Here is a 23,468-nt window from a genome sequence, read left to right as displayed (position 1 = left end):
GGTTGATATGGCTTCCAGCCTGCGTTCCGACACCGTCGGAGGCTCGTTCCCGGCCCGACAGGGAATGTACGACCCGTCGTTCGAGAAGGACGCCTGTGGCCTGGCCATGGTCGCGACTCTCCGCGGCGAGGCCGGACACGACATCGTCGACCTGGCCCTGACCGCGCTGCGCAACCTCGAGCACCGCGGTGCCATCGGCTCCGACGCCGGCACCGGCGACGGGGCGGGCATCCTCACGCAGATGCCGGATGCCTTCCTGCGCGAGGTCGTGGACTTCGACCTGCCGCCGGTGGGGGAGTACGCAGCGGGAATGGTCTTCCTCCCCCTCGGGCACGACGAGCGCGCCGCCATGAAGTCGGGGATCGAAGAGATCGCGCGTCACGAGAACCTCGAGGTGCTCGGCTGGCGCGAGGTGCCCACCGAGCCCGACAACCTCGGCAAGCTCGCCTTCGAGGCACGGCCCGCATTCGAGCAGCTGTTCGTCTCGCGTCCGGCCTCCGGCGACCAGCCCGCGCTGTCGGGGATCGCGCTCGATCGTCGCGTGTACCGTCTGCGCAAGCGCGCCCGTCACGAGCTCGACGCCTATTTCGTGTCGCTGTCGAGCCGCACGCTCGGGTACAAGGGCATGGTCACGACGCTCCAGCTCGAGCCGTTCTACCCCGACCTCCAGGACGAGCGCTTCGCGTCCGAGCTCGCGGTGGTGCACTCCCGCTACTCGACGAACACCTTCCCGTCGTGGCCGCTCGCGCAGCCCTTGCGCATGCTCGCGCACAACGGCGAGATCAACACCGTCAAGGGCAACCGCAACTGGATGCGTGCGCGTCAGTCGCAACTCGAGTCCGAGCTGATCGGCGATGTGCGACCTCTCCTGCCCATCTGCACCGAGGGCGCGAGCGACTCGGCCTCCTTCGACGAGGTCCTCGAGCTGTTGACCCTCACCGGTCGCAGCCTCCCGCACGCCATCATGATGATGGTTCCCGAGGCGTACGAGAAGCAGGCGACGATCGACCCCGATCTCCGCGCCTTCTACGACTACCACTCGATGCAGATGGAGCCGTGGGACGGCCCCGCGGCGCTCATCTTCACCGACGGCACGCTCGTCGGCGCCACGCTCGACCGCAACGGCCTGCGCCCGGGGCGCTGGACCGAGACCACCGACGGCCTCGTCGTCATCGGTTCCGAGACCGGCGTGCTCGACTTCGCCCCGGAGCGGATCAAGCGCCGCGGACGCCTGCAGCCCGGTCGCATGTTCCTCGTCGACACGGCTGAGCGCCGCATCGTCGAAGACGAAGAGATCAAGGCGAACCTCGCTGCGCTCGAGCCCTGGCAGGAGTGGGTGGACGCCGGTCGCGTCAAGCTCAGCGAGCTGCCCGAGCGCGAGCACATCGTGCACCCGATCGCATCCATCACGCGTCGTCAGCGCACCTTCGGCTACACCGAGGAAGAAGTCCGGCTGCTGCTGACGCCGATGGGTCAGGGCGGCGCCGAGCCGCTCGGCGCGATGGGGAGCGACGCGCCCGTCGCCGTCCTCAGCGACCGTCCGCGCCTGCTCTTCGACTACTTCTCGCAGCAGTTCGCACAGGTGACCAACCCGCCGCTCGACTCGATCCGCGAAGAGGTCGTCACCTCGCTGTCGCTGGGGCTCGGACCCGAGCGCAACCTTCTCGACTGGGGTCCCGAGCACACGCGTACCGTGACGCTCGACTTCCCGGTCATCGACAACGACGAGCTTGCGAAGATCCAGCACATCGACACCGCCCTCAAAGGTCGGTCGTCGGTGACGATCCGCGGCCTCTACCGCGTCGAGGCCGGACACAAGGGCCTGCAGAAACGACTCGCGCAGATGTGTACCGAGGTCGACCAGGCCATCGAGGACGGCGCCGAGTTCATCGTGCTCAGCGACCGCGACTCGAACAAGGACCTCGCGCCCATCCCGTCGCTGCTCATGCTCGCGGCCGTGCACCACCACCTCATCCGCAAAGAGACCCGCATGAAGGTCGGGCTCGTGGTCGAGGCCGGCGATGTGCGCGAAGTGCACCACGTGGCGACCCTGATCGGCTACGGCGCCTCGGCGGTCAACCCGTACCTGGCGATGGAGACCGTCGAGTACCTCGTGCGCGCGGGCTTCATCACCGGCATCACGCCCGAGAAGGCCGTCAAGAACCTGATCTACGCGCTCGGCAAGGGCGTGCTGAAGATCATGTCGAAGATGGGCATCTCGACCGTGTCGTCGTACGCGGGCGCGCAGGTGTTCGAAGCGGTGGGACTGTCGCGCGAGTTCGTCGACGCGTACTTCACCGGCACCGAGTCGAAGCTCGGCGGCGTCGGCCTCGACGTCATCGCTGCCGAGAACGCGGCGCGTCACGAGTACGCCTACCCCGAGGACGCCGCGGCTCGTGCGCACGAGCGCCTGTGGACCGGCGGTGAGTACCAGTGGCGTCGCGACGGTGCTCCGCACCTGTTCAACCCCGACACCGTGTTCCGCCTGCAGCACGCCACCCGTGAGCGCCGGTACGACATCTTCCGCGAGTACACGAAGCTGATCGACGACCAGGCGCACGAGCTCAAGACCCTCCGCGGCCTCTTCGAGCTGCGCACCGGGGTCCGCCCGCCCGTGCCGATCGACGAGGTCGAGCCCGTGTCGGCGATCGTGAAGCGCTTCTCGACCGGGGCGATGAGCTACGGCTCGATCTCGAAAGAGGCGCACGAGGTCCTGGCCGTCGCGATGAACCAGATCGGCGGCAAGTCGAACACCGGTGAGGGCGGAGAAGACGTCGACCGCCTTCTCGACCCCGCGCGTCGCAGTGCCATCAAGCAGGTGGCTTCCGGGCGATTCGGCGTGACGAGCCTCTACCTGACCGAGGCGGACGACATCCAGATCAAGCTCGCCCAGGGCGCCAAGCCCGGCGAGGGCGGTCAGCTGCCGCCGACCAAGGTGTACCCGTGGGTGGCGCGCACGCGTCACGCGACGGCCGGTGTCGGGCTCATCTCGCCGCCCCCGCACCACGACATCTACTCGATCGAAGACCTCAAGCAGCTCATCTTCGACCTGAAGCGGGCGAACCCGAAGGCGCGCATCCACACGAAGCTCGTCAGCCAGTCGGGCATCGGTGCGGTCGCTGCGGGTGTCGCCAAGGCGCTGAGCGACGTCATCCTGGTCTCGGGCCAGGACGGCGGCACGGGTGCGAGCCCGATGAACTCGCTCAAGCACGCGGGCACCCCGTGGGAGCTGGGCCTCGCGGAGACGCAGCAGACGCTCATGCTCAACGGCATGCGCGACCGCGTGGTCGTGCAGGTCGACGGTCAGATGAAGACCGGCCGCGACGTCATCATCGGCGCGCTGCTCGGTGCCGAGGAGTTCGGCTTCGCCACCGCCCCGCTCGTGGTGTCGGGCTGCATCATGATGCGCGTCTGCCACCTCGACACCTGCCCGGTCGGCGTCGCGACGCAGAACCCCGTCCTGCGCTCCCGCTTCACGGGCAAGGCCGAGTACATCGTCAACTTCATGGAGTTCATCGCCCAGGAGGTGCGCGAGTACCTCGCCGCGCTCGGGTACCGCTCGATCGACGAGATCGTCGGCCACGCGGAGCTCCTCGACGTCAACGGTGCGGTCGAGCACTGGAAGGCGCGCGGTCTCAACCTCGCGCCGATCCTCGAGGGACCGCGCTTCGCCGACGACGAGCCTCGTCGCCACGGTCGCAACCAGGACCACGAGCTCGAGGACCACTTCGACGTGCAGCTCATCGAGCGCGCTCAGGACGTCATCGCCCGCGGCGGTCGGATCACGATCGACCTGCCCATCCGCAACACCGCTCGCGCGGTGGGGACGATGCTCGGCCACCACGTCACCAAGGCGCACGGCGAGCACGGACTGCCCGAAGGCTCGATCGACGTCCGTCTGACCGGCTCGGCCGGGCAGTCGTTCGGCGCCTTCATGCCCGCCGGCATCACGCTGCGGCTCGAGGGCGACTCGAACGACTACGTCGGCAAGGGCCTGTCGGGGGGCACGATCGTCGTGCGTCCGCACCGCGGCTCGACGTTCCCGGCGTCCGAGAACGTCATCGCCGGAAACGTCATCGGCTACGGCGCCACCCAGGGTCAGATGTTCCTGAACGGTGTCGTGGGTGAGCGGTTCCTCGTCCGCAACTCGGGCGCGACCGCGGTCGTCGAGGGCGTCGGAGACCACGCGCTCGAGTACATGACCGGTGGTCTGGCCGTGATCCTCGGCGCCACGGGCCGTAACCTCGGCGCGGGCATGTCCGGTGGTCAGGCGTACGTCTACCGGCTCGACCCCGACCTGGTGAACCGCGAGGCCCTGGCATCCGGTGAGCTCGTTCTCGGTGAACTCGGATCCGGGGATGCCGAGATCCTCCGCGACCTGCTCGAGAAGCACGTCGCGGAGACCGATTCCACGTTGGCCCGTCGTCTGCTCGACGACTTCGAGGCCGAGGTGCACAATTTCGTCCGGGTTCTGCCGCGCGACTACGCCGCGGTCCTGCAGACCCGCCAGGAGGCGGTGGCCGAGGGGCTCGACCCCGACGGCGACGTCGTCTGGACACGCATTCTGGAGGTGACGGGTGGCTGACCCGAAGGGCTTTCTCAAGGTCACGGAGCGCGAGCTCCCCAAGCGCCGGCCCGTACCCGTGCGCATCATGGACTGGAAAGAGGTGTACGAGCCGGGCGATTCGGCCGTCATCAAGCGCCAGGCCGGTCGCTGCATGGACTGCGGCATCCCGTTCTGCCACAAGGGGTGCCCGCTCGGGAACCTGATCCCCGAGTGGAACGACCTCACGTGGCGCGGCGAGGGCCGCGCCGCGATCGAGCGCCTGCACGCGACCAACAACTTCCCGGAGTTCACGGGTCGGCTCTGCCCCGCCCCGTGCGAGAGCTCGTGCGTGCTGGGCATCAACCAGCCCGCGGTCACGATCAAGCAGGTCGAGGTCTCGATCATCGACGAGGCGTTCGGCAACGGCTGGGTCGAGCCCGAGCCGCCGGAGCGCCTGACGGGCAAGACGGTGGCCGTGGTCGGCTCCGGCCCCGCCGGCCTGGCCGCGGCCCAGCAGCTGACGCGCGCGGGGCACACGGTCGCCGTCTACGAGCGCGACGACCGGATCGGCGGCCTCCTGCGGTACGGCATCCCGGACTTCAAGATGGAGAAGCGCCACCTCGAGCTGCGTCTTCGCCAGATGCAGGCCGAGGGCACGCGCTTCCGCGCGGGTGTCGAGATCGGCAAGGACATCTCGTGGAGCGACCTCCGGGCGCGTTACGACGCGGTCGTCGTCGCCACGGGCTCGACGGTGCCGCGCGACCTGCCCATCCCGGGGCGCGACCTCGACGGCGTCCACTTCGCCATGGAGTACCTCGTCGAGGGCAACAAGGCGGTCGCGGGCGACCAGGTTCCCCAGCAGATCTCGGCCGAGGGCAAGCACGTCGTCGTCATCGGCGGCGGCGACACCGGCGCGGACTGCATCGGCACGGCGCACCGCCAGGGCGCGCTGAGCGTGACGAACCTCGCGATCGGCAAGCAGCCGCCGTCGGAGCGCCCGGCCGAGCAGCCGTGGCCGATGATGCCGAACCTGTTCGAGATGGCATCCGCTCACGAAGAGGGCGGGGAGCGCACGTTCCTCGCCTCGACGGTGGAGTTCCTCGGCAACGCCGCGGGCGAGGTGCGTGCTCTGCGCGTGGCCGAGACCGAGTACGTAGACGGCCGCCGTGTGCCCAAGAGCGGCACCGAGCGCGAGATCCCGGCCGACCTGGTGCTGATCGCGATGGGCTTCACCGGTCCCGAGCGCGAGCACCTGGGCGACCAGCTCGGCACGCGCTTCACGAACCGCGGCAACGTCGAGCGCGACGCGACCTACGCCACGTCGACGCCGGGCGTTTTCGTCGCCGGCGATGCCGGTCGTGGGCAGTCGCTCATCGTGTGGGCCATCGCCGAGGGCCGCGCGGCCGCCGCCGAGGTCGACACCTACCTCATGGGCGAAACGGTGCTCCCCGCGCCGGTGCGCCCGACCGATGTCGCCATCGGCCTGCTGCCCGCCTAAGCTGGCAAGGGCCGATCCGGCCACTTCCCGAATCCTCACGGAGCTTGAAAACGGATGAGACGCGCCAAGATCGTCGCAACACTCGGGCCCGCCACGTCGTCGTATGAGATGGTTCGCGCCATCATCGACGCCGGGGTGGACGTCGCCCGCCTCAACCTGAGCCACGGAGACTACTCCGTGCACGACGCCAACTTCGCCAACGTGCGCAAGGCGGCAGAGGACGCCGGCCGCCCGGTTGCGGCCCTCGTCGACCTCCAGGGTCCCAAGATCCGTCTCGGCAAGTTCGAGAACGGCCCGCACGAGCTCGCCCCGGGCGACATCTTCAAGATCACGATCGAAGACATCCTCGGCACGAAGGAGATCGTGGGCACGACGTTCAAGGGCCTGCCCCAGGACGTCAAGCCCGGTGACTTCCTGCTCATCGACGACGGCAAGGTCCGCGTCCGCGTCGTCGAGACCGACGGCACTGTCGTGACCACCGAGGTCGTCGTCGGCGGCCCGGTGTCGAACAACAAGGGCATCAACCTGCCCGGCGTCGCCGTCAACGTCCCCGCGCTGAGCGAGAAGGACGAGGCCGATCTGCGCTGGGGCCTCAAGGCCGGCGCCGATCTCATCGCTCTCTCGTTCGTTCGGGATGCGAAAGACATCGAGCGCGTGCACGAGATCATGGCCGAGGAGGGACGCTACGTCCCCGTCATCGCCAAGATCGAGAAGCCGCAGGCGGTCGACAACCTCGAAGAGATCATCGACGCGTTCGACGGCATCATGGTCGCCCGTGGCGACCTCGGTGTCGAGCTGCCGCTGGAGGCCGTGCCGATCGTGCAGAAGCGCGCCGTCGAGCTCGCGCGCCGCATGGCGAAGCCCGTCATCGTCGCGACGCAGATGCTCGAGTCGATGATCAGCAGCCCGGTGCCCACGCGCGCCGAGACCTCCGACGTCGCCAACGCCGTCCTCGACGGCGCGGACGCGGTCATGCTCTCGGGCGAGACCAGCGTCGGCGACTACCCGGTCGTGGTCGTCGAGACCATGGCCCGCATCGTCGCCTCGACCGAGGAGCACGGTCTCGAGCGCATCGCGCCGCTGACCAACAAGCCTCGCACCCAGGGTGGCGCCATCACGCTGGCCGCGGTCGAGGTCGCCGACTTCGTCGAGGCGAAGTACCTCTGCGTGTTCACCGAGTCGGGCGACTCCGCGCGCCGCATGTCGCGTCTGCGTTCGACGATCCCGATGCTCGCGTTCACGCCCGAGCCCGGCATCCGTCGCCGTCTCGCCCTCACCTGGGGTGTCCGCTCGACGCTGGTGGAGCACGTCCCGCACACCGACAAGATGTTCCTTCAGGTCGACGACTACCTGCTGTCGAACGACCTCGCGAAGGTCGGCGATAAGGTCGTGGTCATCTCCGGGTCCCCTCCCGGGATCGCCGGTTCGACGAACGACCTGCGCGTGCACCGCGTGGGCGACGCCGTCCACGGTGCAGCCCCCGGCTACCAGGACGTCTGATCGTCGACGACGCGCGCCGGTTCCGCCGGCGCGCGTCGCTCGTGTTCTCCCGGTAGATTGGGAGTTCGCGAGCACGAGCCGGTGTGGCGGAATGGCAGACGCGGGGCACTCAAAATGCTCTGTCGAAAGACGTGTGGGTTCGAGTCCCACCACCGGTACGACCCCCGGGTCGGCTCTTCCCGAGTCGGCCCGGTATCGTTTGCCCTCTATCGCATCGACGCTCCTCGCGGGTGATGCGCCCTCCCAGTCCTAGGATGGTCACGTGACTGATCAAGAAGCCGCTCCGGCCTCCGCGCCCGCCGCCCCCCGCCGCGTCGTCGTGGCGGAAGACGAGTCGCTCATCCGTCTCGACATCGTCGAGATCCTCCGCGACAACGGCTACGACGTGGTCGGTGAGGCCGGCGACGGCGAGACCGCCGTACAGCTGGCGACCGAACTCCGCCCGGATCTCGTGATCATGGACGTCAAGATGCCCCAGCTCGACGGTATCAGCGCGGCCGAGAAGCTGAGCAAGAACCACATCGCCCCCGTCGTCCTGCTGACCGCGTTCAGCCAGAAGGAACTCGTCGAGCGTGCGAGCGAGGCCGGTGCACTGGCCTACGTCGTGAAGCCGTTCACGCCGAACGACCTGCTGCCCGCGATCGAGATCGCCCTCGCCCGCTACGAGCAGATCATCACGCTCGAGGCCGAGGTCGCCGACATGGTCGAGCGCTTCGAGACCCGCAAGCTCGTCGACCGCGCCAAAGGCCTCCTGAACGAGAAGATGGGCCTCTCCGAGCCCGAGGCCTTCCGCTGGATCCAGAAGGCGTCGATGGACCGCCGTCTGACCATGCAGGACGTCGCGAAAGCGATCATCGAGCAGCTGGCCCCGAAGAAGGGCTGAGCGCGCCCTCATCGTGAAATGGATGCCACTTCGGTGGCATCCATTTTTCGTTGGCGGGGGAGGGGGTACAGGTCCCTTCGACGAGCTCAGGGACCTCCGTGGCGAGGGCGGCTGAGCCGGCAGGTGGCTGAGCCGGCAGGTGGCTGAGCTCGTCGAGGCCACCGGGCACGCGATGGGGGGACAGGTGACTGAGCCTGTCGAAGCCACCGGGAACACGCACGGCACGGACCCCTCGACAGGCTCAACGTCCTCGACGGGACGTGCGGTCAGCGCGCGGGCGCGTCCTTGATCATGTTCGTGATCCGCACCGTGGAGCAGCGGCGCCCCTGATCGTCGGAGATCGCGATCTCGTGCACCGTGAGGCTCCGCCCGAGGTGGATGGGCGTGCAGACGCCGGTGACCAGGCCCGAGGTCGCGGAGCGCGTGTGGGTGGCATTGATGTCGATGCCGACGGCCAGCTTGCCCGGGCCCGCGTGGAGGTTCGCCGCCATCGAGCCGAGCGACTCGCCGAGCACCACGTAGGCGCCGCCGTGCAGGAGACCGACCGGCTGTGTGTTGCCCTCGACCGGCATCGTGGCGACGCACCGTTCGACGGTGAACTCCACCCACTCGAAGCCCATCTTCTCGGCGAGAGCGCCCATGCCGCGCTTCTTCACCCAGTCGAGGCCGGACAGGGGGTCGGGGATCGTGGACGTCATCATCGCCTTCGTGTCATCGCCGTGATCGGGCCGGGCCGGGGCAGTGTCCGTGGTCCTCGTTAGGCTGGAGGGGTGACGGATGCCGAAAAGCCTACCCTCCTCGTCGTCGACGGCCACTCGCTGGCCTACCGGGCGTTCTACGCCCTCCCCGTCGACAATTTCTCGACGAAAGACGGGCAGCACACCAACGGGATCTACGGCTTCCTGTCGATGTTCGTGAACCTCGTCAAAGCCGAGAAGCCGACGCACCTCGCGGTCGCCTTCGACACCTCGCGACAGTCGTTCCGCACGCGGGAGTACGCCGAGTACAAGGCGAATCGCAGCGAGTCGCCCGCCGAATTCAAGGGGCAGATCCCGCTGTTGCAGGAGTGCCTGGAGGCCATGGGCGTTCCGGTCCTGAAGAAGGAGGACTTCGAGGCCGACGACATCCTCGCGACGCTCGCGACTCAGGGCGAGGCCGAGGGGTTCGAGGTCCTCGTGTGCTCCGGCGACCGCGACACGATCCAGCTCGTCACCGACGACATCACGCTGCTCTATCCCAACGTGCAGGGGGTGTCTCAACTCAAGCGCTACGACACCGCGGCCGTCATCGAGAAGTACGGCCTTCCGCCCGCGCAATACCCCGACATCGCTGCCCTCGTCGGGGAGACGAGCGACAACCTGCCCGGCGTGCCGAAGGTGGGCGAGAAGACCGCCGTGAAATGGCTCACGCAGTGGGGCTCGCTCGACGCCCTGCTCGAGAACGCCGACAAGGTGACCGGCGTCGTGGGCAACAATCTGCGCGAGCACCTCGACGGGGTGAGGCGAAACCGCGCGCTGAACCGCCTGCTGCGCAACGTCGAGCTGCCCGTGGGACCGTCCGACCTCGAGATGAAGCCGCTCGACGGCCAAGCGGTGCGCGACATCTTCGCGCGCCTCGAGTTCCGCACACTCCTGCCCCGCGTGTTCGATGCCCTGGGCGCAGACGCGGGCGACGGCGCCGAAGAGGCGCGTCCCACGGCGACGGCCCCCGCGCCCGCTCCGCTCGACGCGGAAGGCCTGACCGCCTGGGTGGGGGAGTCCACCGACACGGTGGGGCTGACGCTCGTGCTCGCGCAGGGAACGCCCACGCAGATCGGTCTCGCGCGTGCCGACAGCGCGGCCGAGGCCGCCTGGTCACCCGCGGTGCGCGACGCCCTCGCCGGGTGGCTGGCATCCGACGCACCCAAGGTCATGGCCGACGCGAAGCCGCAGGTCAAGGCCCTGCTGCGCGAGGGGATCGCGCTCGGCGGCATCTCGTCGGACGTGATCCTGGCCGGGTGGCTCGTGCGTCCCAGCTTCCCCGACAAGACGCTGGGCGACCTCGTGCAGCGCTACCTCGACGAGAAGCTCCCCGAAGCCGACCCCACGCAGCTCGTCCCCGAGACCGAGGGGGCCACGCCGGGTCAGCTCGCCTGGTTCATCCGCCGCGTCGCGGAGGCACAGCGGGCGGAGCTTCCCGAGCGCGTCGCCGGAGTGCTCGACGACATCGAGATGCCGACGCTGACCGCCCTCGCCGACATGGAGCTCGCGGGCGTGGCGGTGTCGCACGAGAAGCTCTCCGGCTTCTCCGCGGAGCTGGGTGCGCGCGCCGACGCTCTCGCGCGCGACGCGTACGCGGCGATCGGCCACGAAGTGAACCTCGGCTCGCCCAAGCAGCTCCAGGAGGTGCTGTTCGACGAGCTGCAGCTGCCGAAGACCCGCAAGACGAAGAGCGGATACACCACGGATGCCGCGGCCCTCGCCGATCTGCAAGAGAGCGCCCCGCACCCGTTCCTCGACCTCCTGCTGAAGCACCGCGAAGCGACCAAGCTGAAGCAGATCATCGACGCCCTCGACACCGCCACCGGGCCGGACGGACGCATCCACACGACGTACGTGCAGACGGGGAGCCAGACCGGTCGCCTCTCGAGCACCGACCCGAACCTGCAGAACATCCCGATCCGCACCGAGGAGAGTCGGCGCATCCGCGCGGCCTTCGAGGTGGGCGAAGGCTACGAGACCCTCCTCACGGCCGACTACTCGCAGATCGAGATGCGCATCATGGCGCACCTGTCGGGCGACCCCGGCCTCATCGAGGCGTTCAACTCGGGCGAAGACCTGCACCGCTTCGTCGGTGCTCGGGTGTTCGGCGTCGAACCGGCCGAGGTCACTCCCGCGATGCGCACGAAGGTCAAGGCGATGTCGTACGGCCTCGTCTACGGGCTGTCTGCGTTCGGTCTGTCCAAGCAGTTGCGCATCGAACAGTCCGAGGCCAAGAAGCTCATGCTCGAGTACTTCGCGCGTTTCGGTGCGGTCCGCGACTACCTGCGCGGCTCGGTCGAGCAGGCTCGCCAAGACGGATACACCGAGACGATCTTCGGCCGCCGGCGCCCGTTCCCCGACCTCACCAGCATGAACCGCGTGCTGCGCGAGAACGCCGAGCGCGCGGCCCTCAACGCCCCGATCCAGGGCAGCGCCGCCGACATCATGAAGGTCGCGCTGTTCCGGATCCGCGAGGAGTTGGCATCCGCGGGTCTGCGCTCGCGCGTCCTGCTGCAGATCCACGACGAACTCGTCGTCGAGGTGGCGGCGGGGGAGTGGGATGCCGTGGAGAGCATCGTGCGCGCCCGCATGGCGGATGCGGCCGAGCTGTCGGTGCCCCTCGACGTGCAGATCGGCCGCGGCGGGGACTGGGACGAAGCGGGGCACTGAGCGCCGGGAGCGGGGATGCGGCAGCGCTCTCGCTTCCCTAGGCTCGAAGGATGACTGACGCACAACGCACCCCCACGCCGATCGACACGATCGCCGAGGCGTGGGTCGACACCCTGGCGGAGCGCATCCCGACGCTGGCCACCTACATCGGGCGCGACGAGCACAACGGCCGCTTCGGCGACTACAGCCCCGAAGGCGCCGAGGCCCTCACCGCCGACGCCCGCGCCACGAAGGCCGCGCTCGAGGCGGCCGAGCCCGTCGACGCGATCGACACGGTCACGAAGATGGACCTCGTCCGCGAGCTCGACCTGATGATCGAGCAGCACGAGGCGAAGACCCACCTTCGCGACCTCAACGTGATCGCGTCACCGGCGCAGGACATCCGCGCGACCTTCGACCTCATGCCGACCGCGACGGTCGAGGACTGGGCCACGATCTCGGAGCGGATGAAGGCGCTGCCCGGGGCCATCGACGGCTACGTCGCGACCCTCCGCCGCGGCATCGCCGAGGGGGTCGTGCCCGCTCGTCGCCAGGTGAACGAGGTCGTCGCGCAGATCGCCCGCTACACCGCCGACACCGGCTTCTTCGCCGAGTTCGTCGGCAACGCCGCGCCCGCCGAGGGGCAGCTGCCCGCTTCGCTCGCGCGCGACCTCGACCAGAACGCCGGCGCCGCCCGCGTCGCGTACGACGGCCTGGCCTCCTTCCTCTCCTCGGAGCTCGCCCCGGTCGCGGGCGAAGCGGACGGGGTCGGTCGCGAGATGTACGCGCTGCACTCGCGCCAGTTCCTCGGCGCCGAGATCGACCTCGACGAGACCTACGACTGGGGCGTCGAAGAGCTCGCCCGCATGGTCGCCGAGCAGGAGGCGATCGCGAACGAGATCCTTCCCGGCGCGAGCGTCGAAGAAGCGGTGGCCTTCCTCGAGAAGGACGAGTCGCGCAAGCTCCGCGGCACGAAGGCACTCCAGGAGTGGATGCAGCGCACGAGCGACAAGGCCGTGGAAGAGCTCGGCCGGACCCACTTCGACATCGCCGAGCCCATCCGCGAGCTCGAGTGCATGATCGCCCCGACCAACGAGGGCGGGATCTACTACACCGGACCGACCGACGACTTCTCGCGCCCCGGCCGCATGTGGTGGTCGGTTCCCGAGGGCGTCGACACCTTCGACACCTGGCGCGAGCTGACCACGGTGTACCACGAGGGCGTTCCGGGCCACCACCTGCAGATCGCCCAGGCCGTGTACAACCGTGCGCAGCTGAACTCGTGGCGCCGCCTCCTGGCGGGCACGAGCGGTCATGCCGAGGGCTGGGCGTTGTACGCCGAGCGTCTGATGGAGCAGCTCGGCTACCTCGACGATCCCGCCGATCGCCTCGGGATGCTCGACGGGCAGCGCATGCGCGCCGCACGCGTCGTGCTCGACATCGGTGTGCACCTCGGCAAGCCGCGCCTCGACGGCACGGGCACGTGGGACCACGACTACGCGCTCGCGTTCATGCTGAAGAACGTCAACATGAGCGAGGAGTTCGTGCGCTTCGAGGTCAACCGCTACCTCGGTTGGCCGGGTCAGGCGCCCGCGTACAAGGTCGGCCAGCGCATCTGGGAGCAGGTCCGCGAGGAAGAGCGGGAGCGCCGCGGTGCCGACTTCTCGATGAAGCAGTTCCACACGCGGGCGCTCGACATCGGTGGCGTCGGTCTCGACACGCTGCGGGCCGCCCTGGCATCCGTTTGATCCCCCGAGGGGCGTCGCTACGGCGACGCCCCTCGTTCGTGCCGGGGAATGTTTCGCCCTCGCGTAAAGTTCATTCATCCGAATGCAAGGAGATCTCATGGACGCCACCCCCGTCGAGCTGGGCCTCGACACCTTCGGAGACATCTCGCGCGGCCCCGACGGGGCACTGCAGAGCGACGCGCAGACCATCCGCAACGTCGTGGAGCAGGCGGTGCTCGCCGACGAGGTCGGGCTGTCGTTCTTCGGGGTGGGGGAGCACCACCGCAAGGACTTCGCGGTCACGAGCCCCGAGATCGTTCTCGCCGCGGCCGCCGCGCGCACGAAGAACATCCACCTCGGCACCGCGGTCACGGTCCTGTCGTCCGACGACCCGGTCCGCGTGTACGAGCGCTTCGCCACGCTCGACGCCGTCTCGAACGGCCGCGCCGAGGTCATCCTCGGGCGGGGGTCGTTCATCGAGTCGTTCCCCCTCTTCGGGTACGACCTGAACGACTACGAGCAGTTGTTCGAGGAGAAGCTCGAGCTCTTCTCGCTCCTCCTCGACGAGAAGCCGGTCACCTGGTCGGGACGCACCCGGGCCGGACTTCGGGATGCCGACGTGTATCCCAAGACCGAGAACGGGCTGAAAGCGTGGGTCGGTGTCGGCGGGTCGCCCGAGTCCGTCGTCCGCGCCGCCCGCTACGGCTACGGTCTCGTCCTCGCGATCATCGGCGGGTCCTCCGCCCGTTTCCGGCCGTTCGCCCAGCTCTACCGGCAGTCGCTGCAGGAGTTCGGCGAGCCCGCGATGCCCATCTCGGTGCATTCGCCGGGCCACGTGGCCGAGACCGACCAGCAGGCGTGGGACGAGGCCTACGAGGGCGTCGCGGAGCTCAACACGACCATCGGTCGCGAGCGCGGATGGCCCGCCTACAACCGCCTGCGCTTCCAGCACGACGTCGGACCCGAGGGGGCGATGTACATCGGCTCGCCTGAGACGGTGGCGACGAAGATCGCCACGACCGTCCGGACGCTGGGCGCCTCGCGCTTCCAGATGAAGTTCGCCAGCGGATCGATCTCGCACGACCGCCTGATGTCGAGCATCGAGCTCTACGGCACGCGTGTCCTGCCGCTGGTCCGGGAGATGCTCGCCGACTCCGATTCCGACGCAGCGGCCTCGTGAGCGCGAGCACCGACACCGTGCGGGTGTCCGAGCGTCTCGACGCCCTGCCGTTCACCCGGCGTCACGGGCGGATCCTGGGCGGCTCGGGACTGGGCTGGGCCCTGGATGCCATGGATGTCGGGCTCATCTCGTTCATCATCGCCGCGCTGGCGGCGCAGTGGAAGCTCGAGCCCGCGCAGGCCTCGTGGATCGCCTCGGCGGGATTCGCGGGAATGGCGATCGGCGCGAGCCTCGGCGGGCTCCTCGCCGACCGCTTCGGGCGGCGTCAGGTGTTCGCGCTGACGCTCCTCGTCTACGGCGTCGCGACGGGGGCCAGCGCGCTCGTCGGGGGGCTCGCGGCGCTCCTCGTGCTGCGCTTCGTCGTCGGTCTCGGACTCGGCGCTGAACTGCCCGTGGCCTCGACGTACGTCAGCGAGTTCGCTCCGGCTCGGATCCGCGGGCGCGTCATCGTCTTCCTCGAGGCGTTCTGGGCCGTCGGCTGGACCGCCGCCGCTGTCATCGGCTACCTCGTGGTGCCCTCTTCCGCCGACGGGTGGCGGTGGGCGTTCGCGCTCGGCGCGATCCCCGCGGTCTACGCGCTGATGGTCCGCTGGGGCTTGCCCGAATCGCCCCGATGGTTGGCGTCGCGAGGACGCAACGGCGAAGCCGTCGCGATCGTGCGGGATCTCGAGGCCGCCGCCGGTCGCGTTTCGCTCGAGCCCTCGAGCGAGGGGGTGGCGGCATCCGCTCCCGCTCCTCGCGCCCGCGTCGGTGCGCTGTGGTCTCCGGGCCTCCGCGCGCGCACGGCGAGCCTGTGGGTGCTGTGGTTCTGCGTGAACTTCTCGTACTACGGCGCTTTCATCTGGATTCCGACGATCCTCGTGGCGCAGGGCTACGACCTCGTACGCTCTTTCGGTTTCACGCTCATCATCACCCTGGCCCAGCTTCCGGGGTACGCCGTCGCCGCGTGGCTCATCGAGGCGTGGGGGCGGCGCGCGACGCTCGCGACCTTCCTCGCCGGCTCGGCGATCGCCGCCGTGCTGTTCGGCACCGCCTCCGGTGAGGTCGCGGTGATCGCGAGCGGAATGCTGCTGTCGTTCTTCAACCTCGGCGCCTGGGGTGCCCTCTACGCCGCGACGCCCGAGACCTACCCCACGTCCCTGCGGGGGACCGGTGCCGGGTGGGCCGCGGGCGTGGGGCGCATCGCGTCGATCCTCGCGCCCCTGTCGGTCCCGCCGCTGCTCGCCGCGGGCGGTGCTCCGCTGCTGTTCATCGTGTTCGCGGCGTTCTTCGCGGTGGCCGTCGTCGCGTCGCTCTTCCTCCGCGAGCAACGAGGGCGGGCGCTGGCCTGATCCTCCTCGGGTCGCGGGGGAGGGGCGCTTCGAACCGGGGAGCGTCGCCCGCGTAGGCTCGACGCATGGCATCCGTCCGCTATGTCGCGATCGGCGACTCGTTCACCGAGGGAGTCGGCGACGAACTCCCCGACGGCACGGTACGGGGGTGGGCCGACCTCGCGGCCCAAGGATGGGCGGATGCCGCGGGCGAACCGATCCAGTACGCCAATCTCGCGATCCGCGGCAAGCTGATCCAGCCCATCGTCGAGCAGCAGCTCGAGCCCGCTCTGGCGCTGAAGCCGACCCACCTGTCGTTCAACGGAGGGGGCAACGACATGCTCCGCCCCCGCTCAGACCTCGAGCGGATCGTCGGGTTCTTCGAGCACGTCCTGCGTCGGTGCGACGAGGAGGGCGTGCAGCTCATCGTGCTGTCCGGCGCGAACCCGTCGGCGGGGCTGCCCCTCGGTCGGGTCCTGCAGATGCGCGGTGACCGCCTGTCGAAGGCGGTCGAGGAGCGGCTGGCATCGCGCCCCGACGTCATCACGGCGTACAACTGGTTCGATCGTGAGCTCGCCGGTGGCGAGTTCTGGTCGGTCGACCGGTTGCACATGAACCCGCGCGGACATCACCGGGTCGCCGCGCGTGTGATCGAGGCGGTCGGGCTGTCCGCGCCCGCCGAGTGGTGGCGTCTTCGTGACATCCCCGAGGTCGAGCGGTTGAAGGGGTCGGCCTACTACCGCGAGCACGTCGCGCCGTGGATCCGTCGTCGTCTCGCGGGCACCTCGTCCGGAGACGGCCGCGCCCCGAAATTCGGCGGCGAATGGGTGGAGCTGACGCCGGGCGGGTGAGCGTCGCCGGTCGCACGAACGGGCGCCGGGTGCCCGGGCTCAGAACGCTCGACCCCCTGGTGTCTCGGCATCCGCGTGCCTAAGATCGCCGGATGTCTCCCTCGAACACGCGACTTCTGGCCCTTTCCGGCACCGCGATCGCGCTCGGCGCCCTCACGGGATGCTCCGGCGGTGAGGCGGAACAACCCGCAGCGGGCTCTCCGACGCCGTCACCCTCGCTGACCACAACCGCGCCGCCCACACCGGACCCCTGGGCCGGCTACTTCGACGACGAGGTCGCCGATGCGGAGGTGGGGGAGTACCTCTGGCAGTCGTGGGGGACCTTCGGCGACGGCGATGAGGTCGCTCCGCGCCGCGGCGACAATCGGACCGTCGAGCCAGGCACGTACACCGTGACACTCGAGTGCGCCGGCCCCGAGATGATGACCGGGCGCATCACCACGACGTCGGGGACCGCCGTCATCGACCCGCTGTCGGTCTCGTGCATGGCCGCGACCCCCGTGCAGGTCGACCTCCCCGAGAAGGGGCTGCTCGTCGACCTCGACAGTGGCGGCGAAGAGGGCGCGTACCTGATCCGGGTCGCCGCGGCGGGATAGCGCGCGGATCACACGGCGATGGCACGCGTCACGGCATCGCGAGACGCGATTCCCGTGCGGCGGAACTCCCGCGTCCGGGCCGATCTCAGGGCAGACGGCACGCGGCGCTCAGCCCGAGATGCAGCATCCCGTCGATCGTCGAGCGGTCACGAGCTGACAACCGGATGACGCCGTCGTCCCGCAGGTCCTCCTGCATCGCGCGATCTTTCGCGTATCCCGCATCGTCGAAGGCGGCCAGAATCGCCGCGTACGAGTGCTCGTTGTCGCCGGTGGCGATCGTGAGGCCGAGACCCGTCGAGCCGTCGCAGACCAACTCGGACGCCGCCGGAATCGACACCGGCGCCCCGGAGGCATCCGTCACCGGTCCCGTCGCCGCTTCGAGGGCGAGGGATGCCATGCGCACGACCTCGTCGCGCGTGTCGCCGATCTGTTCGCTCAGTCGCGGGCCACCGTCGGGATCAGGGGAGACCGGATCCGGCGGAAGCTGCGCCGTGGGCTTTCGTCCTCCCACCAGACCGCACGCGGCATCGGCCGGATCGAGCAAACGGGGCAGCACGAGCTGAGGCTCACCGACGGTGGCCAGCGGTTCGGTGGAGCTGTCGAAGGTGTGCCACACGCGCACCTCATCGCCTTCGACGACCGCCATGTACGACCCCTGGGCGAAGGGGGTATGCCCGTCGTCCGTCTGCACGCTGTCGACCGGAGTGGCGAGAATGCCTTCGACGCGTAGCACCTCGATACGGGCAGAGAGAAGGAAAGCGCGCTCGCTCACGACGTACCCGGTCGAACAGCCATCGGCCACCACGGGCACGATGGACCCGCCCGTCAGGGCGGCCGCGAACGCCGCGAGCAGGAGCGCCGCGCACGCCGCCAACCGGAGAGGCACGAACAACAGCAGCCACCACCGTCGCGCGGGTATCGCGCACACCGCGACCACGAACGCGAGCAGGGCGATCTGCACGCTGGCACCCGCGATCGCTTCCGAGTCCCACCCGCCCACGATGACCTCTGTCGGGCCTTCTGATCGCGAACCGAGGATGGTGAGCGCCAACAGGACGGCGAGCGGCGGGAGCACGAGTACGGCCGACACGACGGCGACGACACGCCGCACCGGGCGCGGGCGCGCAGACGCGGGGGCAGCGGGCGGGAGGACGTCCTGCGTCATGCGGCCAGCCTGCCATCCTCCGCTGCGGGAGAGCCCGGGGCCGCGCCGACGGGGGAGAGGGGCACAGTCGGCTCATAGGCTCCGGACAGCGGCACGGTCCACAATGAGCACATGACCCTCGCACTCGTCACCGGCACCTCCAGCGGCATCGGCCTCCACACCGCGATCGGCCTCGCGCGCACGGGCGTCGACGTGATCGCCACCGTCCGCGACACGGGCCGCGCCGACGCCCTGCGCGCGGCCGCCGCCGAGGCGGGGGTGGAGCTCGACATCCGCGCGCTCGACGTCACCGACGCCGAGGGCGCTCGTTCGCTCGTCGCCGACGCCGGCCCGCTCGACATCCTCGTGAACAACGCCGGCCGCGGCGCCGTCGGCACCCTGGAGCAGCTCAGCGACGAAGACCTCCAGAAGCAGCTCGACACGAACTACCTCTCCGTCGCGCGGCTGACCCGACTCGTGCTGCCCGGGATGCGAGAGCGAGGCAGGGGTCGCATCGTCACGGTGACGAGCGTCGGGGGAGCGGTGGGCCAGCCCTTCTCGGACGCCTACTGCGCCGCGAAATTCGCCGTCGAGGGCCTGATGCAGTCCCTCGCGCCGGTCGTCGCCCCGTTCGGCATCGACGTGTCGATCGTCGAGCCGGGTGCCGTCGCGTCGTCGTTCACCGCCTCGGTCGAGCGCGCGGAACCCGGCCCGTACGCGGCTCTCCAGCAGGCGTACCTCGATCGTGCGGCGACGTCGTTCGCGAGCGCGCAGTCGGCGGACGATGCCGCAGAGACCGTCGTCGAGGCGGCCATCACCGACGCGCCCCGGTTCCGCTGGCAGACCTCGGAGTCCGCGCTGCGGTTCGCCGGCCTGTCGCTCGCCGACCTCAGCGGTTCGCGTGTGCTCGACGTGACGTCGCACTGGGTCCGCTGACCGCCCGCGGCCGCGTTGAGTGTCCAAGACACGCCGCGACGGCCCGCGCCATGACGGCGTGTCTTGGACACTCGACAGGGAACGGGCCGCGAGCGGCGGGGACGCTCGTTCGTGCCCAAGCTGACATAATGTGCATTATCGGCGTTACCCCGACTGGAGCGCACGCCCGGGATTCGGGCCGCATTATGTACCCCGCGGCACCGGCGCACCACCCCCGAATCGAGCAGTCCTTGCGCGCGTAGCGTCCCAGGAGAGCCAGGTGCCGCCCGTCGTCGACGTCCGCACCGGTTCGCTGAGCCGAAGGACCGGATGAGCCAGTCGATCGATGCCGCGATGCCTTACACCGGCGACACCCTCGGAGGTCGCTACGTGCTGTCCGACCGCGTCGGGGCCGGCGGAATGGGCCGTGTCTTCCGCGCGCGCGACACCGTCCTCGCACGCGACGTGGCGATCAAGCTCTTCCACACCGACCAGGCCGACGCCATCGAACCCGGGCGTCGCCTGTCGGAAGCACGTGTCCTCGCCGCCTTCGACCACCCGTCGCTCGTCACGCTCTACGACGCTCGCCTCGAAGCCGGCGACCACATCTACCTCGTCATGGAGTACGTCGACGGCCCTTCCCTGCAGCGACGCATCGAGGCGGGCGCTTTGGAGCCCGCCTTCGTCGCCGCACTGCTCGTCGACCTCGCGCGCGCTCTCGCCGCAGTGCATGCCACCGGCGTGGTCCACCGCGATGTGAAGCCGTCGAACGTGCTCCTGCGTCCCACCCGCCATTCTCCGCACGGCTTCGAGGCCGTTCTCGCCGACTTCGGCGTCGCACACCTGATCGACGCCACGCGTCTGACCACCCCGGGCACCGTCATCGGAACCGCCGCCTACCTGGCCCCCGAGCAGGTCCGCGGCGAACCACCGCAGCCCGCGTCCGACATCTACGCCCTCGGGCTGCTCACCATCGAAGCGCTCACGCGTCTGCATCCCTACCAGGGCGGGACTCTGCAAGAGACGGTACTGGCACGGCTGGCCTGTCCCCCGTCGATTCCCGCCTCGCTGGGTCGCGAATGGGCGTCCCTGCTCACCGACATGACCGCGTTCGATCCCGCGGTGCGCCCCCCGGCGGCCGTGATCGCCGAACGAGCGGCGGCGCTGACCTTCTCGACGGACATCGAGATCCCGGATGCCGACGACCTCGAGCTCCTCGACCTGCTCGGGGTCGAGACGGCTCCCTGGACGCCGCTCCCCGACCTCGAGGCCTCCGCTTCCGCCTCGACCCTCGCCACGTCGCCACCCGCCCCGCCACCCTCCGGTGACCGCCGGCGGCGCGCGACGGCACGCCGACGACCTGGCATCCGCCCAGCCTGGCTGGGTGCCGCCGTGCTGGCCGCGGTGCTCGTCGTCGGAGGCCACGTGCTGGCCCTCTCGCTCCTGGCTCCGACGCAGCACGTGACGGAGATCGCGCCGTCTCCCTCCCCGAGCGCTCCTGCGGTGCAGGAGCCCGCACCCGCGCAGCAGGTCGCCGTTCCCGGCTCGCGCTGACGCGGCGGGAACGGCGACCGATCTCAGCGCATCACGAGCGTCTGGGTGCGGACCCCGAGCTTCTGAGCGATGTTCATCGCCGAACCGTCCGCCACCATCGCCCAGTTCTCGCCGAGCAGGTAGCTGGTCACCTCACCCACCTTGACCACGGTCTGCGCGTCGAACCACTTCTGCGCCTCGTCGGCCGTCGCGAACACCGCGACGGTCTGCATCCGGCCGGACGCACCCGTGCAGTCGATCGACGATGTGGCGAGCGAGAGACCCGAGTCCTTCGGGTCCGTGCAGACGCCACCGGCCGCCACGAACGCGTCGACGACGGCTCGCGCGGTATCGAAGCTCGAGGCGTTCGCGTCGTCGATGTCGGCGGCGTAGTCGTCGAGTTCGTCGTCGATGTCATCGTCGGCGTCATCCGCCTTCGCGCTCGCCGACGCGGCCGACGGCGCAGCCTGGTCTCCCGTCGACGGAGCCGGGCTCGAGCATCCCGTCAGCCCGAACGCCGCGGCGGCCACGATGATCGAGGCTCCCAGGCCCCAGGCGGTCTTCTTCTCCAGCAGCATGCGCACGTGATTCCTCTCAAGGGGTGAAACGAGCCGCGGACTCTCCCGATCCGCGGTCGTGAGCCGATGCTATCGGCGGCCCGACGCCGGTCTCGGCGATCGCCGTGTAACGATTCGACGGCGCCGTTCCTCGCACTACGCTCGAAGGGATGCCTTCCGCCACCCCCGCGCCTCTCCCCCGGACCCGCGGATGAGCGGCGTCCTCACCGGTTTCGCGGTCGTCGGTCTCGCGGTCGTCGTCGGATACGTGATCGCTCGGATCGACCTGCTCGGGGCGCACGCGCGTCCCGTCCTCAGCCGGTTGACGTTCTTCGTCCTCTCGCCCTTCCTGCTTTTCACCGTGCTGGCGACGGCCGACGTCGGCACCCTGTTCTCCGCTCTCCTCCCCGTCTCGATGATCACGGCGGCCGTGATCATCGGCATCTACGCACTCATCTCGGCCGTGATCCTCCGGCGGCGCGTCGGCGAGACGGTGATCGGTGCGCTGTCCGCCGGGCAGGTGAACAGCAACAACATCGGCATCCCGATCTCGCTCTACATGCTGGGCAACGCGGCGTACTCCGCTCCGGTGATCCTGTTCCAGTTGCTCGTGCTGATGCCCATCGCCCTGTCGATCCTCGATGCCGCGACCTCCGGCTCGCGATCGCCGTGGCGCATCCTCCGACAGACGGCGAAGAACCCGATGCTGATCGGCTCGGCTCTCGGGGTGCTGGTCGCCGTTCTCGACATTGATCTGCCGCCGATCGTCTTCGACCCGCTGCATCTGATCGCCGGCGCCTGTGTGCCGGTACTGCTGATGAGCTACGGAATGTCGCTGTACGGCCAGCGCGTGCTGACCGAGCCGGGTCGTCGCCTCGACGTCATCCTCGCCTCGGCGTTAAAACTCGTCGCGATGCCCGCTCTGGCGTGGGCGGTCGCCACGTGGTTCGCATTGCCCGCCGACCAGGTCTTCGTCGTCGTCGTGCTTGCGGCGCTGCCGACCGCACAGAACGTCTTCAACTTCGCGCAACGCTACGGCGTCGGCGAGATCCTCTCGCGCGACGTCGTGTTCATCTCGACGATCGGATGCCTGCCCGTTCTATTCACGGTCGCGCTCCTGCTGGACCACTCCCCCGCGTGACCGCGCGCGACAGCGCGTTGGCGGGACTCTCACCCTCGGGTCTAGGGTGAGCACTGTTCTCGGCTTTCACTCAGAAAGGCTCGCCATGTCGCCCTCTTCCACGACCACCCCCGTCGTCGGAGCCGTCCGTACCGCCCTCGGGATCAGCGGCGCGCTCTCGCTCGTGATCGGTCTGCTGATCCTCATCTGGCCGGGCCGCACCGCGCAGGTCGCGGTCGGCATCATCGCGGTGTACGTCATCATCGCGGGTCTCGTGAACATCGGCATCGGCGTGTTCTGGCGCTCCGGGTGGGCGCGGATCGGCTACATCGTGCTCGGAGTGCTGTTCATCGTCGCCGGCATCTTCTCGTTCACGAACCTCCCTGCGACAGCCGCATGGTTCGGCGTCTTCATCGGCACGCTCGTCGGCATCCTGTGGATCGTCGAGGGCGTCGTCTCGCTCACCACCGTCGGGCACAACTCCAAGGCTCGGGCCTGGACGATCTTCTTCGCGATCGTGAGCATCGTGGCCGGCGTGGTCCTGCTGTTCTCGCCTCTGCTCGGGGCAGTCACCCTGTTCCTGCTCATCGGCATCTCGCTGGTCATCCTCGGCGTCTTCCAGATCGTCCGGGCGATCCAGTTCGGCAAGGCCGCGTAAGACAGACGGGAGAGGGGGCCGGATGCCATGGCATCCGGCCCCCTCTCCCGTCTCGCGCTCT

17 protein-coding genes and 1 tRNA gene are annotated in these 23,468 nt (G+C 69.4%); 15 read left to right on the top strand and 3 right to left on the bottom strand.

What is annotated here, in order from left to right; translation table 11 throughout:
• Positions 1-7: 7 nt before the first annotated feature.
• From gltB to AB0O24_RS14525, 5 genes are all read left to right on the top strand, one after another.
• The gene (gene gltB, locus AB0O24_RS14545) at positions 8-4,585 is read left to right on the top strand and encodes a glutamate synthase large subunit (RefSeq protein WP_363375825.1); all 4,578 of its coding nucleotides are present in this window, start codon (positions 8-10) and stop codon (positions 4,583-4,585) included.
• Positions 4,578-6,044 (top strand): glutamate synthase subunit beta, encoded by a 1,467-nt coding sequence (locus tag AB0O24_RS14540; protein ID WP_275796344.1) that lies wholly within the window; start codon positions 4,578-4,580, stop codon positions 6,042-6,044. The genes gltB and AB0O24_RS14540 overlap by 8 nt, the downstream gene beginning before the upstream one ends.
• Positions 6,045-6,098: 54 nt before the next feature.
• On the top strand, positions 6,099-7,544 hold the full coding sequence (gene pyk / locus AB0O24_RS14535; RefSeq protein WP_058597756.1) for a pyruvate kinase: 1,446 nt from the start codon (positions 6,099-6,101) through the stop codon (positions 7,542-7,544).
• Between the two features lie 77 nt (positions 7,545-7,621).
• A tRNA-Leu gene (locus AB0O24_RS14530) sits at positions 7,622-7,702 on the top strand.
• Positions 7,703-7,806: 104 nt separating this feature from the next.
• A complete protein-coding gene (locus tag AB0O24_RS14525; RefSeq protein ID WP_013586648.1) occupies positions 7,807-8,427 on the top strand; it encodes a response regulator in 621 nt (206 codons plus the stop codon).
• A gap of 266 nt (positions 8,428-8,693) precedes the next feature.
• On the opposite strand, the gene AB0O24_RS14520 is transcribed toward AB0O24_RS14525, so the two are convergent.
• Positions 8,694-9,125: a hotdog fold thioesterase gene (locus AB0O24_RS14520; RefSeq protein ID WP_275798155.1), complete on the bottom strand. Its 432-nt coding sequence runs from the start codon at positions 9,123-9,125 to the stop codon at positions 8,694-8,696.
• 72 nt (positions 9,126-9,197) lie between these two features.
• Between AB0O24_RS14520 and polA the strand changes: the two genes are divergently transcribed.
• From polA to AB0O24_RS14490, 6 genes are all read left to right on the top strand, one after another.
• On the top strand, positions 9,198-11,837 hold the full coding sequence (gene polA / locus AB0O24_RS14515; protein ID WP_363375822.1) for a DNA polymerase I: 2,640 nt from the start codon (positions 9,198-9,200) through the stop codon (positions 11,835-11,837).
• Positions 11,838-11,887: 50 nt separating this feature from the next.
• Complete coding sequence (locus AB0O24_RS14510) at positions 11,888-13,564, top strand: DUF885 domain-containing protein (RefSeq protein ID WP_363375819.1); 1,677 nt, start codon at positions 11,888-11,890, stop codon at positions 13,562-13,564.
• A 97-nt stretch (positions 13,565-13,661) separates the two neighbouring features.
• On the top strand, positions 13,662-14,723 hold the full coding sequence (locus AB0O24_RS14505) for an LLM class flavin-dependent oxidoreductase (protein ID WP_307386494.1): 1,062 nt from the start codon (positions 13,662-13,664) through the stop codon (positions 14,721-14,723).
• A complete protein-coding gene (locus tag AB0O24_RS14500; RefSeq protein WP_363375816.1) occupies positions 14,720-16,054 on the top strand; it encodes an MFS transporter in 1,335 nt (444 codons plus the stop codon). The genes AB0O24_RS14505 and AB0O24_RS14500 overlap by 4 nt, the downstream gene beginning before the upstream one ends.
• Before the next feature lie 65 nt (positions 16,055-16,119).
• Positions 16,120-16,884: an SGNH/GDSL hydrolase family protein gene (locus tag AB0O24_RS14495; protein WP_275801133.1), complete on the top strand. Its 765-nt coding sequence runs from the start codon at positions 16,120-16,122 to the stop codon at positions 16,882-16,884.
• 92 nt (positions 16,885-16,976) lie between these two features.
• Positions 16,977-17,480, top strand: coding sequence for a hypothetical protein (locus tag AB0O24_RS14490; protein ID WP_363375813.1), 504 nt, complete (start codon positions 16,977-16,979; stop codon positions 17,478-17,480).
• An 85-nt stretch (positions 17,481-17,565) separates the two neighbouring features.
• Here AB0O24_RS14490 and AB0O24_RS14485 read toward each other — a convergent pair whose 3' ends face one another.
• Positions 17,566-18,645 (bottom strand): hypothetical protein, encoded by a 1,080-nt coding sequence (locus AB0O24_RS14485; RefSeq protein ID WP_363375811.1) that lies wholly within the window; start codon positions 18,643-18,645, stop codon positions 17,566-17,568.
• A 111-nt stretch (positions 18,646-18,756) separates the two neighbouring features.
• Here AB0O24_RS14485 and AB0O24_RS14480 point away from each other — a divergent pair, with 111 nt between their 5' ends.
• Positions 18,757-19,560, top strand: a complete 804-nt coding sequence (locus tag AB0O24_RS14480; protein WP_275801125.1) for an SDR family NAD(P)-dependent oxidoreductase — start codon at positions 18,757-18,759, stop codon at positions 19,558-19,560.
• A gap of 309 nt (positions 19,561-19,869) precedes the next feature.
• Positions 19,870-21,093, top strand: coding sequence for a serine/threonine-protein kinase (locus AB0O24_RS14475; RefSeq protein WP_363375808.1), 1,224 nt, complete (start codon positions 19,870-19,872; stop codon positions 21,091-21,093).
• Between the two features lie 23 nt (positions 21,094-21,116).
• On the opposite strand, the gene AB0O24_RS14470 is transcribed toward AB0O24_RS14475, so the two are convergent.
• Entirely contained in the window at positions 21,117-21,656 is a 540-nt protein-coding gene (locus AB0O24_RS14470) for a hypothetical protein (RefSeq protein ID WP_363375805.1), read from the bottom strand.
• A 184-nt stretch (positions 21,657-21,840) separates the two neighbouring features.
• Between AB0O24_RS14470 and AB0O24_RS14465 the strand changes: the two genes are divergently transcribed.
• Both AB0O24_RS14465 and AB0O24_RS14460 read left to right on the top strand, forming a co-directional pair.
• Positions 21,841-22,770, top strand: coding sequence for an AEC family transporter (locus AB0O24_RS14465; protein ID WP_363375803.1), 930 nt, complete (start codon positions 21,841-21,843; stop codon positions 22,768-22,770).
• 85 nt (positions 22,771-22,855) lie between these two features.
• Positions 22,856-23,407, top strand: a complete 552-nt coding sequence (locus AB0O24_RS14460; RefSeq protein WP_363375800.1) for a DUF308 domain-containing protein — start codon at positions 22,856-22,858, stop codon at positions 23,405-23,407.
• Positions 23,408-23,468: the final 61 nt, after the last annotated feature.

Origin of the sequence: Microbacterium sp. NPDC086615 (assembly GCF_040686055.1) — a bacterium.
Taxonomy (GTDB): Bacteria; Actinomycetota; Actinomycetes; order Actinomycetales; family Microbacteriaceae; genus Microbacterium.
This window is presented reverse-complemented; position numbering and strand designations above follow the sequence as displayed.